The organism is Enterobacter sp. ZOR0014, assembly GCF_000798855.1.
Classification (GTDB): Bacteria; Pseudomonadota; Gammaproteobacteria; order Enterobacterales; family Enterobacteriaceae; genus Enterobacter; species Enterobacter kobei.
The window spans coordinates 16445-28342 of sequence record NZ_JTLF01000361.1; the positions used below are offsets into that span (position 1 = coordinate 16445).

Annotated in this window: 11 protein-coding genes; 5 read left to right on the forward strand and 6 right to left on the reverse strand. The window is 58.7% G+C overall.

Translation table 11 applies throughout. The features are described from left to right. The first annotated feature begins 101 nt into the window (after positions 1–101). Positions 102–1418, forward strand: a complete 1317-nt coding sequence (gene guaD / locus L977_RS20510; RefSeq protein WP_014883284.1) for a guanine deaminase — start codon at positions 102–104, stop codon at positions 1416–1418. Here guaD and uraH read toward each other — a convergent pair. Then, positions 1398–1721 (reverse strand): hydroxyisourate hydrolase, encoded by a 324-nt coding sequence (uraH, locus tag L977_RS20515; RefSeq protein ID WP_023332642.1) that lies wholly within the window; start codon positions 1719–1721, stop codon positions 1398–1400. The two genes, guaD and uraH, sit on opposite strands and share 21 nt — an antisense overlap. Further along, positions 1718–2218, reverse strand: coding sequence for a 2-oxo-4-hydroxy-4-carboxy-5-ureidoimidazoline decarboxylase (gene uraD / locus L977_RS20520; protein WP_023332641.1), 501 nt, complete (start codon positions 2216–2218; stop codon positions 1718–1720). Before uraD ends, uraH begins: the two co-directional genes overlap by 4 nt. 240 nt (positions 2219–2458) lie before the next feature. On the opposite strand from uraD, the gene hpxO reads away from it, so the two are divergent. Genes hpxO through L977_RS20535 form a run of 3 tightly spaced genes read left to right on the forward strand, consistent with a single transcriptional unit; the run spans position 2459 to position 5610 of the window. Then, entirely contained in the window at positions 2459–3613 is a 1155-nt protein-coding gene (hpxO, locus tag L977_RS20525) for an FAD-dependent urate hydroxylase HpxO (protein WP_023337051.1), read from the forward strand. 15 nt (positions 3614–3628) lie between these two features. Then, entirely contained in the window at positions 3629–4663 is a 1035-nt protein-coding gene (gene hpxD / locus L977_RS20530) for a molybdenum cofactor-independent xanthine hydroxylase subunit HpxD (protein ID WP_014883280.1), read from the forward strand. Positions 4664–4674: 11 nt separating this feature from the next. After that, a complete protein-coding gene (locus tag L977_RS20535; protein ID WP_014883279.1) occupies positions 4675–5610 on the forward strand; it encodes a PDR/VanB family oxidoreductase in 936 nt (311 codons plus the stop codon). Between the two features lie 132 nt (positions 5611–5742). Here the strand turns inward: L977_RS20535 and L977_RS20540 are convergent, their stop codons facing one another. Genes L977_RS20540 through L977_RS20555 form a run of 4 tightly spaced genes read right to left on the reverse strand, consistent with a single transcriptional unit; the run spans position 5743 to position 10684 of the window. Beyond that, positions 5743–6342: a DJ-1/PfpI family protein gene (locus L977_RS20540; RefSeq protein WP_014883278.1), complete on the reverse strand. Its 600-nt coding sequence runs from the start codon at positions 6340–6342 to the stop codon at positions 5743–5745. A gap of 22 nt (positions 6343–6364) precedes the next feature. Continuing rightward, positions 6365–7555 (reverse strand): glycoside hydrolase family 88 protein, encoded by a 1191-nt coding sequence (locus L977_RS20545; RefSeq protein ID WP_045269366.1) that lies wholly within the window; start codon positions 7553–7555, stop codon positions 6365–6367. A gap of 13 nt (positions 7556–7568) precedes the next feature. Continuing rightward, complete coding sequence (locus tag L977_RS20550; protein ID WP_014883276.1) at positions 7569–8849, reverse strand: oligosaccharide MFS transporter; 1281 nt, start codon at positions 8847–8849, stop codon at positions 7569–7571. Then, entirely contained in the window at positions 8846–10684 is a 1839-nt protein-coding gene (locus tag L977_RS20555) for a DUF2264 domain-containing protein (RefSeq protein WP_047626840.1), read from the reverse strand. Before L977_RS20555 ends, L977_RS20550 begins: the two co-directional genes overlap by 4 nt. 228 nt (positions 10685–10912) lie before the next feature. Between L977_RS20555 and L977_RS20560 the strand changes: the two genes are divergently transcribed. Further along, positions 10913–11770: an AraC family transcriptional regulator gene (locus L977_RS20560; RefSeq protein ID WP_047626841.1), complete on the forward strand. Its 858-nt coding sequence runs from the start codon at positions 10913–10915 to the stop codon at positions 11768–11770. Positions 11771–11898 lie beyond the last annotated feature (128 nt).

Consider the following 11898-nt stretch of genomic DNA (forward strand, 5'->3'; position numbering starts at 1 on the left):
CCTCCTCCTCTGGCCGCAGCGTAACTGCGGCCCGTTCATTCTGGCACTGTTCTTGCTGCGCTTTCTCACCCCGCTACGCAAACACGAAGGCAGGAACCATGATGGAATACCAGACTGCGATACGCGGTACATTTTTTGACATTGCCCAGGTCTGCGACAGCGCAGACACCATTGCCGAACACGCGCGCTACCTTGAGGACGGGCTGCTGTTTATTCAGAATGGCCACATTCTGGCGCACATGGCGTGGCAGGAGGGCGAGCAGTATCTTGACCCGCACAAAGGCTACACTGACCTGCGCGGCAAGCTGCTGCTGCCCGGTTTTATCGATACCCATGTGCATTATCCGCAAACGGAGATGATCGGCGCCTTTGGCGAGCAGCTGCTGGAGTGGCTGACCACCTATACCTTCCCGGTGGAGAGCCAGTTTGCCGATGAAGCCTACGCGAAAGAGATCGCCGAATTTTTCATTAACCAGCTGGTGAGTAATGGCACCACCACCGCGCTGGTGTTCTGCACGCTGCATCCGGAATCGGTCGAGGCGCTGTTTGCTGAGGCGCTGCGCCTCAACATGCGCCTTATCGCCGGGAAGGTGATGATGGACAGACACGCGCCTGACTACCTGAGCGAGGACGCGAAACAGAGCTACCGGCAGACGCGTGAGCTGATCCAGCGCTGGCATCACCGGGGGCGGCTGGGCTATGCCATTACGCCACGCTTTGCCCCGACGTCATCCCCCGAGTTGCTCGCCGCGGTCAGCCTGCTGAGAGAGGAGTTTCCGGATACCTGGCTGCAAACCCATCTGAGCGAAAACCCAAACGAAGTGGCCTGGGTGAACGACCTCTGGCCGGAGCATGAACGCTATCTGGACGTGTATCACCACTACGGCCTGACCGGCGAGCGCAGCGTGTTTGCCCACGCCATCCACCTGCACCACAGCGAGTGGCAATGCCTGCATGACACCGGTTCGGCGGTGGCGTTTTGCCCCACCTCGAACCTGTTTCTCGGTAGCGGGCTGTTTCGCCTGCCCGCCTGCTGGCAGCACAGAGTGAGGATGGGCATCGGCACTGACGTGGGTGCGGGCACCACCTTCAGCATGCTGCGTACCCTGGGGGAAGCGTACAAGGTGGGTCAGCTCCAGAGCTACCGTCTCCGCGCCAGCGAGGCGTTTTACCACGCCACGCTGGGCGGCGCGCACGCCCTCCGGCTTGACGAGAAGATTGGCAACTTCACGCCCGGCAAAGAGGCGGATTTCGTCGTCATCGACCCGGACGTAACGCCGCTGCAGCGCCTGCGCAATCGCCGCTGCCAGGACATTTACGAGCAGCTCTTTGTGCTGATGACCCTGGGCGATGAGCGCAACATCAGCGAAACCTGGGTCAACGGCGTGCAGGTGTGGTCAGCTGCCCCGGTAGGTTGACCAGCCACCGGGCGCAATCACAAACGGCAGATGGAAATGCTCGTCTGCCGATTCTCCCGTCACAAACTCAATCTGCGCGCAGGGATAGATCGTCTCGCGGCCTGTGTCGCTAAACCACTTACCGATTTCGGCCACCAGCCGGTAGCGGCCTTTTGCCAGGTTCGGGACGAATTCTGTGATGCGCCCACTGGCGTTCGTGACGCCAGTCGCCATGATCTCCCCGTCCCGCTCAAGATGAACCGTCACGCCCTCGGCGGGTTTCCCCGTTGAAATATCGAGAATATGGGTGCTGAGTGTGCTCATTCGCTAATGACTCCTTCCAGCCGCAGCAGCGTAATTTCCCGCAGCTGTTCCAGCGCGGTCAATACTTCCTGCGTATCGTTGTTTTCCAGCCGCGCGTTCAGCGCCTGTAAGATCTCTTCTCCGCTGCGGCCCTTCGCGCGGATAAGAAAGACCCGTCCGAAACGGGCTTCATAGCGGGCGTTTCCCTCCCGTAACGCCTGCGTCAGGGCAGCATCGCGGTCATTCACCGCGCCCTGTTCCTGGCGCGACAGTGCTGCCTCCGCCTGGGAACCCGCTGGCTTTTCCCCGATACGCGGATGGGCGCTCAGGGCTTGCGTTAACGCCGTCTCATCCCAGCGTTGCGTCAGCGCCAGTGCCGTACTGAACACGTCTTCCCGGCGGGAATAGGGCCGCCCGCGCACCAGAGCTTCAGCCCAGCCGGGGATCGCCACGCAGGGGTGGAGTAACGCGAGAGATTCTTTCTCAGGAAGCCGATTAAAGTCGTGCAGTGCGATCATAGTATCTCCTTGATTATCCTCTTTCAGGTCATTGCACAAACCACGCCACTCCTTTGCCTGAGCGTGAAACAGTTGATTCCGTATAGCTCAACTGGAAATTTTTGATTCAAAAAAAGGCAAGCTCACCGCGTCTGCGCACCTTAGCAGTGCAAACCTGCCCTTCACAACGCCGTTTTCACCCCGTTGCAGCTTGGTACGCAAATTGCTGAATGGCTTTACACCCTGCAAAAGGAGAGAAGCATGAAAGCAATCGTTATTGGTGCGGGAATTGGCGGCCTGAGCGCCGCTGTTGCGCTGAAGAAAGCGGGCATCGACTGTACCGTGTTTGAAGCCGTCAAAGCGATCAAGCCCGTCGGGGCGGCCATCTCCATCTGGCCTAACGGCGTGAAATGCATGCAGCACCTCGGCATGGGCGACATCATCGAGACGTACGGCGGGCCGATGCGTTTTATGGCCTACAAAGATTACCGGCGCGGCGATACCCTGACCCGCTTTAGCCTCGCGCCGCTGGTCGAGCGCACCGGCGGGCGTCCCTGCCCCGTCTCGCGCGCGGAACTTCAGCGCGAAATGCTGGACTTCTGGGGGCGCGATAACGTGCAGTTTGGCAAGCGCGTCGAACGTGTGCGGGAAGATGACGCGGGCGTGAGCGTCACCTTCACCGATGGCACCGCGGCAACCGGGGATTTTCTGATTGCCGCCGACGGCAGCCACTCGGCGGTTCGTCCGTATGTGCTGGGTTATACGCCGGAGCGCCGCTACGCCGGTTACGTGAACTGGAACGGGCTGGTGAAGATTGATGAAGAGATTGCCCCGGCGCACCAGTGGACCACCTTCGTTGGTGAGGGCAAACGCGTATCGCTGATGCCCGTCTCCGGCGGACGCTTCTACTTCTTCTTTGACGTGCCGCTCCCTGCGGGTCTGGCAGAAGATCGCACCACCCTGCGTGCCGATCTCACGGGCTACTTCCGCGGCTGGGCGCCGCCGGTGCAAAAGCTTATCGCCGCGCTCGATCCTGACACCACTAACCGGATTGAAATCCACGACATCGAACCGTTCGATACCCTGGTGCGCGGCAACGTCGCGCTGCTTGGCGATGCCGGGCACAGCACCACGCCGGATATCGGCCAGGGCGGCTGTGCAGCGATGGAAGATGCCGTGGTGCTGGGCGAATGCCTGCGAGAGAACCACAACATTACGCTGGCGCTGCGACAGTACGAAGCGCTGCGCTGCGACCGGGTGCGTGACCTGGTGCTGAAGGCGCGCAAACGCTGCGACGTCACCCACGGCAAAGACATGACGTTGACGCAGGCCTGGTATCAGGAGCTGAAAGAGGAGACCGGGGAGCGCATCATCAACGGTCTGTGCGAAACCATTCAGGGCGGCCCGTTAGGCTGAACAAGAGGGACAACGATGAAAAGAGAACCGACTCCACCCGCCCACTGTACTTTTGAGCCAGAGGACTGGCTGCGCCTGGCGAAATGCTGGCATCCGGTTGCACGCGCCTGCGACATCGGCCCGGCACCGGTTAAAGCAACCCTGCTGGATGAACAGCTGGTCATTTACCGGATTAACGACCAGGTCGTGGTCGCCCGGGATGTCTGTCCGCACCGTGGCGTGCCGCTGACGCTGGGCTTTCACGATGAGCACGGCATTATTTGTCCGTACCACGGCTTACGCTTCGGAGAGGACGGGCGCTGCAACCGTATCCCGTCCAGCCCCGACCAGCCCGTTCCGGCGAAGCTGAACCTGATTAACTACGCCGTGGAGGAGCGCTTTGGCCTGATCTGGACCTGTCTGGCCTTTGACCCGGATAATCCGGTACCGCTGCCCGCCATGCCGCACTGGGATGACGACGGATTCCAGCAGATTAACTGCCCGGCGTTCGAGGTGAATGGCTTCGCCGGTCGCCAGGTGGAAGGATTTCTGGACGTAGCGCACTTTGCCTGGATCCACACCGATACCTTTGCCGATCCCAATAATCAGCTGGTTCCCACCTATCAGCCGCAGGAGACGCCGTTCGGTTTCGTGGCCGATTACTGGAGTTCCGTGAGCAACTATCCCGCCAGTTCAGACGTCCAGGCTCCGGAGGGCTTCCAGTGGCTGCGTCATTTTGAAATGCATCTGCCGTTTACCGCCACGCTGACGATCCATTTCCCGGGGGAATCCCGACTGGTGATTATGAACGCCGCGTCGCCGGTATCATCGCGGGTGACCCGGATGTTCGCCCCTATCGCGCGCAACTTCGATCTGCATATTCCGGTGGAAGATGTGCATGCCTTCAATCTGCGTATTTTTGAAGAAGACCGTCTGATGGTCGAAACCCAGCGCCCGGAAAGCCTGCCGCTGGATCTGACGCTCGAAGCCCATATCCCGGCGGATAAAAGCTCGATTGCCTACCGTCGGGGACTGAAAAAGATGGGATTCGGCGAATTTTTCCTGGTATGACGGAGGCCAATATGTTGAGCGTTATCGTTGATGGGCTGTGGCGTGAGGGGGATAAAAGCCTCGCCGTCAGGCTGGTGGCGGAAAACGGCGCCGCGCTACCGGCGTGGCAGCCCGGCGCGCATATTGATGTACACCTGCCCTGCGGCCTGGTGCGCCAGTATTCCCTGACCGGAGCCTGTGAGGACGAAGGGTATCTTATCTGCGTGGGGCGCGAAACCGCCTCGCGCGGCGGGTCGCGCTACGTTCACGAGACGCTGCGGCCTGGACAGAAACTCACGATCTCCACCCCACGCAATCTGTTCCCGCTCGTTCAGGCAGAGCGGGTTTTACTCCTGGCTGCGGGCATTGGCATTACGCCGCTGTTTGCGATGGCCCTGCAGCTGAAGGCGGCCGGAACGCCGTTTACGCTGCATTATTACGTTAAAAATCGCGAAAGCGCGGCGTTTGTTCAGGAACTCTCAAAGTACGGTGAGTGCATCATTCATACCCTCAGCCCCCGCTCAGCGCTGGCAGAACATCTCCCCATACCGGAAGCGGGACTGCATGCCTGGGTGTGCGGACCTGCGGGTTTTATGGAGAAAGTCCGCAATGTGGCAAAGACGAAGGGATGGGATAACGCCCACATTCACAGCGAGGCGTTTCAGCCTGCTGCGCCTGCCGCTGGTCATGAAACCGGCGAGATCTTTACCGTTAAACTGGCCTCCACCGGGGAGCGCTGGCCGGTGCCTGCGGATAAGACCATTGCCCAGGTCTTACAGGCAAACGGCGTAGACGTACCGCTGTCCTGTGAAATGGGGATCTGCGGCGCCTGCCTGACGCCGGTGATTGACGGCGTGGTGGATCACCGGGACAGCGTGCAGTCGGAGGCGGAAAAAGGCGCAACAAACCAGCAGGTGGCGCTCTGCTGCTCGCGGAGCCATTCGGGGGAGCTGGTGATTGGGCTGTAAAACGACATCAACATTTTAGCGGCCCTTCTTGCCGGGTGGCGCTGTGCTTACCCGGCCTACAATCCGTAACAATATCAATATATTGCACTATTCATTGTAGGTCCGTGCAAGCGTAGCGCCGCCGGGCGAAACTCACACATCGCTTTTTGCCAGCCCGTAAACGGGATCGCTATCCTGCCACGCGTACTCAATATGGCTGGCCTGCTCGCGCGCCAGGGCATCATCGCCCTGTAATCGCGCCGCCAGGGTAAAGGCGAAATCAAATACGTTACCCAGGCCGCGACCGCTCAGCAGATTGCCGTCTTCCACCACCTCGGCATCGACGTACCTGCCCTCGCTGACTGTTTTCCACAGATCGCCGGAACAGACGTAGCGGCGCCCCTTCAGCAGCCCGTTACCGCCCAGCACACGGGCGGCGGCGGAACAAATCGGGCAGATATATTTGCCCATTTCATCGTGGCGGCGGACGAAGGCGATGACCTCCGCGCTTTTCGCCAGGTTAACGCTGCCCTCCGGGCCGCCCGGTAACACCACGGCGTCAAAGGTGCAATCGAAACTGGCTTTGAGGGTGCTGTCCGCCACCATTGAGATGGCGTGATAGCTCACCACTTCGCGGCTCTCGCCGCAGGCAATCGTCTGCACCGTAATATTCAGGCGACGCAGGATATCGATGGTGACGATCGCTTCCCCCTCTTCAAAACCGGGGGCCAATAGCACGGCTACGCTTTTCATTTTGCTCTCCATGGCTTCAGGGTTACCAGTACGGGTGCCAAATCTGTCGCAGCCGCGCCAGCAGCTCGAGATAGAAATAGTCTCCCCAGCTACAGCACTGATCGACCCCCTTGCCGCTGCCCATATGATAAACCGAGTGTTGCAGCAGCCCTTCGGTCGGATCGTCGTCGTGGGCAAGGTAGTTATCGGTCAGCGACAGCGCAATACGCAGCGCCATCTCTTCGTAATACGCACGGTTTGCGTCGAGCGTCGGCAGCGCCTTGACCAGCTCCAGCAGACCGCAAGCGGCAATCGCCGCCGCTGAACTGTCGCGCACGGCGTCGGTGCCGAGCAGCGCCAGATCCCAGTGGCACACATCATCTTCCGGCAAACGGTTGAGGAAGTAATGTGCCAGGCTGCGTGACAGCTCAACCATCTGCTTATCGCCGGTGTGCTGATAGCTGAGCAGGAAGCCGTAAATGCCCCATGCCTGCCCGCGCGACCAGCACGAGGTATCGCTGTAGCCCTGATGGGTGTTGCCAAAGCGCGGCTCACCCGTCTGCACATCCATATAGTAAGTGTGATACGTCGAGGCATCTTCCCGCACGATATAGTTCGCGGCCTGTCCGGCGTGAACCGTCGCCGCTTGCGCATAGCGCGGATCTCCGGTCTGTTCGCTGGCCCAGTACAGCAGCGGCAGGTTCATATTGCAGTCGATGATCATTCGCCCCTGCTGCTCCGGGTCGTTTAAATCACCCCATGCCTGGATAATCCTGGCCGTTGGGTTAAAACGCTCCATCAGGCGCTCGGCTGCCAGCAGCGCCGACCGGCGAGCGGCTTCGTTGCCGGTGAGGCGCCAGGCGCTGATGCAGGAGAGCGAATAGAGAAAACCAAGATCGTGCGTTGCCGTGTCGATACGCTGCTCAATACGCCGGGCGAACGACGGTAAATAGCGCTCGGCGGCGTCGCGATAATGCGCTTTGCCCGTCATCTCCCACGCCAGCCACAGCTGGCCAGGCCAAAAACTGGTGGTCCATTCCACGTTATCGGTGCGCGGCCAGACGCCCTTCTCACAGGCTTCGCCGGGGAATTTATCGCCGAAGGCAACAATATTTTTGTCGAGCTTGCGCGTTACGCGGGTTAACGCCGCTTCCAGCTTCTGGCTCAGGGCCAGGCGATCGACCTGATGCAGTTCGATCGGCCGCAGCGCTTCGGTGATAACAGATTTGGTCATAACAACTCCTGAATTAATGTTTGGCCGGTTCAACCGGGGCGGAATCTAATGCCGGAGCAAAGGGGCGTGAGACATCGCACTTAGACTGGCAGCGCGACAGCGTAAAGGCGGAAATCAGCGTAAATATCAGGGCGCAGCAGCCCATCAGCAGATAGGTATGCTCAAAGCCTATCCTGTCGTACAGATAGCCAGCAGGTGGGGCGACCACAATCGACCCCACGTAAATCATCGCCTGGTAGCCCAGCAGGTACATCGTGGCGTTAACCCGACGATGGAAATGTTCGGCGATGTATTTGAAGACCGAGATCAGCAGCAGCGCGATCTCGACGCCATAAAACGGTTTGATGATAGAGATCACTATCGGGTCACTGGTGAGTCCGGAGGCGATCAGCCGAGCCCCGACCACGCAGCCGCAGAACACCAGGCCGCGCTTGGCGCCGTAGTGATTTACCAGCCACGGGATACACATCATCATCAGGAATTCCATACCCGACTGGACGGTGCTCAGGTAGCCGTACCAGGCATTTCCCTGCTCTTTGGTGGCGAAGAATGATACGAAGTAGCGCGGGAATTGCTGTTCGGCGATAAACATCATCCACGCCACCCCGGCGACGTAGAGGCTGAACATCCAGAATTTACGGTTTTTCAGGAGCATCAGCACATCGGCGAAGACAATCTTATTGGCGGAAATAACGCTGTTATTACGCAGCTGCTCATCGCCGATTTTGAGGCTAATCAGCACCAGCAGCATTAGTACCGAGGTACCGCTGCTGAGCAGAAAGTTGGCCAGCGGCGTGACGTTAAACAACAGCCCGGAGACCGAAGCCGCCATCGCCCAGCCCAGCGAACCCCACATTCTGATGCGGCCAAACTCCAGCCCGTACAGGCGGCTAAAGCGGTCAGCGTAAGATTCAGACGCCGCCACGCCAGCGTACCAGCCCAGGCTCAGATACAGCGCGCCGATGATAATCCCGGCCATCGCATGGCTTTCCAGCAGCGGCTGGTATACCAGCGCAAAAAACGGTGCCATCAGCGCAGAAATGGCGCAGACAAAATAGAGCAGCCACTTGCTCATGCCGATTTTGTCCATGATGTAGCCATACACCGGCTTCAGGACAACCGCGAAGACGCCATTGATGGCGAACACGCTGCCGATAGTGATGCTATCGAGGCCCACTTTCTGGCTCAGCCACAAGGCGTACAGGCCAAAGCTGGATGACCAGGTGAAGAAGTAGAGAAAAATAAAGGTACTCATTTTGTACTGTGCAGCGCGTACGGACGATGATGTGCTCATAGCGATGTCTCCGGGGCCAGAACGAGCGTCGTTTCTTGTCGTGCCATCACGAAGCGTACCGCGTCATCGCTAATGAAGGCCTGCGGGCAGTGTTGCGGATCGAAGCCTGCGGCATTTCCCGCCCACACCGCGCTTATCAGCAAATGCGTGCCGGGATCGAGTTCGCCGCGCAGCAGCGGCACTGCCGCGCGCTCGGCAAACAACAGATTACTGTTTGGCGGCGTCACCAACGTTTCGCCGCGGCGGGCGTGCGGATGTAAACAGAAAATGGCTGAGGCATCCTGGGCATTGCGTAACCAGCAGGCGCTTTCCATCCCCTGCGCCTGCGGCTGTGGGCGGTTCGCGAGGCTAAAGCCCCCTTCCGCGCAATCCAGCTCGCGTTGAGTATTGATACGATGGACGCGCAGTTGCCAGTCGCCCAGCGCCAGCAGCCAGCTCTCAATCACCACGTCGCGCCACGGCAGCCAGCGGCTGTATATGGTACCGTCGGCGGTGACCACGTGCTGGCATTCACGGCGGCCACGCCAGTAGTTATCTTTTTCGGCCAGCAGCAGCATCGAATCGGGTGCGGCATGGTTCAGGCCATAGCGCCCGCGTTCGAGGGTGAAGCCAAAGCGGGTGGAATAGGCAAATTTGCAGTATTTCGCTTCGGTATTCACGAAGTTGTTCAGCTCCAGCTGGCCGGACGTCAGCATCCACAGGTGATCGGCCTGATGCACCACCACCTGATCCGCGTGGGCTATCGTGTGCTGCGCGGGCAATGGCGGCAGCAGCAGCTCGGCCGCCTGCCAGAAAGCGTCGCCCTCATCTAATGCCAGTACCAGCAGGGTCTTCAGGCCCCAGTACGGTGAACCCGGCGCGTTGTAGTCTTCCGCCATCACCAGATTCGGGTAGCTGTAGCCGACGCTCAGTATGCCGTCGCGGTCGAATATCGGCTGCTTCAGCCACCAGCGCAGATGGCGCAGCACGATGCCCTTAATCACGCCCGGCGAAAAGACCTCCAGCCCGGCGAAAGCCGCCGCACTCCAGAACGCCGCCTCGGCAAAGCGGTAGGTCAGGCTACGGCCAAACGGGATCGCCGCGCCGTCTTCGGCAAAGAAATGAATGAAGTCAGAGGAGAAACGCGCGGCGCGATCGCGCAGGGTTGCGCACCGCGTTGGATCGACATCGGCCATTAGCTTCGCGTAAATCAGTCCATAGAAATGGAAGCCCATCGAGATGTAATAGTCGCGCGGCCGGCCCGGACCATCGGAGTACCAGCCATCGCCAAGATAGTAGTGCTCCATGGCAGCGAAGTGATTTTCCAGCGCCTGCGGATGGGTCGGCATGCCACAATAATGGAAGCCAACCTGCACCAGAATCGGGAAGAAGTGCCAGTTGTTATCGGGGATATCCTGGGTCTCGCACTGCTTTAGCCAGCGCCATAGATTCTCTTTCTCCGTCTCAGTGAAATGTGCCAGTACGGTTTCGCCCGCCAGCGCCAGCAGTAATCCGTAAGCCGCCATTTCGACGATTCGCTGATCGAAAGGACCGACATCGCCCCAGTAATCAGCATGCTGCGGATTGGTGCCGTTTTTTATCGCCTGTAAATAGAAAGAGAAGTGTTGCGGCTCGCTGCCGCCAGCCAACAATGGCGTGATGCCCCACAGCAGACGGGAAAAGGTTTCCATGCTCGCGACCTGCTGGCCGTAGTGAGCGGTAAAGTTCGCTAAATCAATGCGGCTGGCGTCTTTTTTAAAATAAGGCGTCACCGCGTTCAGCATATCGTTAACCAGCCGCAGTACCTCATCACGGCTCGTCAGTGGGTTATCCACATGAATATTTTCAGGTTGCACAGGGTCCTCCCGCATAACACGAGGGTAGAGATAAGTTATTGTTATTTGGCTTTTTAAAGCCACGAGTGCGACGTCTGAATGAAGAGTAACCGCTTTTATTCCCGGTGCTGAGTGAGCAGACTCACAAAATTAAACCGGCATTTCATTTTTGCTGGATTTTGTCGTTCGAGAGAGGGATAAATTACAAATGATGGTCTAAAAATTTAAATCTGTTGTCCTGGAGGTCAAATGGGTGAAACGCAACTGCTGGAACGCATTACGCTCGATCGGCAGGCCATTTCATTTAACCGCATGTACACCACCAGCGCGGTTTACTACCACTGGCATCAGTGCGTTGAATTGCTCTATATTTCCAGCGGTTATGGCATCGTGGTGGTGGACAATCAGCACTACACCGCCCGTCCGGGGCGTTTATTTGTTTTCCCGCCCTTCCGTTTGCACAAAGTGCAGGTCGATCATAGCGATAAGAACCCCTACCACCGCACCACCATGCACATTGCGCAATCGGTCGTCGAAAGTGCGCTCAGCACCTTTCCGCGCCATCAGGCCCGCTTCGCCTCGCTGGCCGCCAGCAATCTCCCGACACAAATTTACGATCTCAGCACGCACGCGGCGTTTATTGAGAGAATACTTGAACAGTTTCAGCGCCTGGAGGACAACGCGCAGACCGAGGCCTGCGAGGTGGCATTTCTGGTGATGCAGCTGATGACATGTCTGCCCGAGCAGCCGCAGCCCTACCCGCCGCGCCAGCAGACCGTCGCCTCGCGGATAATGAGCTGGGTCGAAGCCCACTATGCCAGCAAGTTTTCGCTCGATCGGTTAGCGCACGACCTGGGGCTCTCGCGAAGCTATACCTCACGCATTTTCCGCCAGCAGACCGGCGGTAGCATCCACGAATATTTGCTGACCCGGCGGATTAAAAGCAGCTGCGATCTGTTACGGTACAGCGATGAGCCTGTTGACACCATTGCACTGGCAGTGGGGTTTAGCGAGGTGACCTATTTCATTACCTGCTTTAAAAAGATGATGCGTCAGACGCCGCTGCAGTATCGACGGAGTAACTCCGGCACCAGAATTCCCGGTTAAGGCGGTTTTAACAAACAAAAAACCCAGGTCGCATAACGACCTGGGTTTCGAATTTGGCGGAAGCGTAGAGATTCGAACTCTAGAACCCTTTCGGGTCGCCGGTTTTCAAGACCGGTGCCTTCAACCGC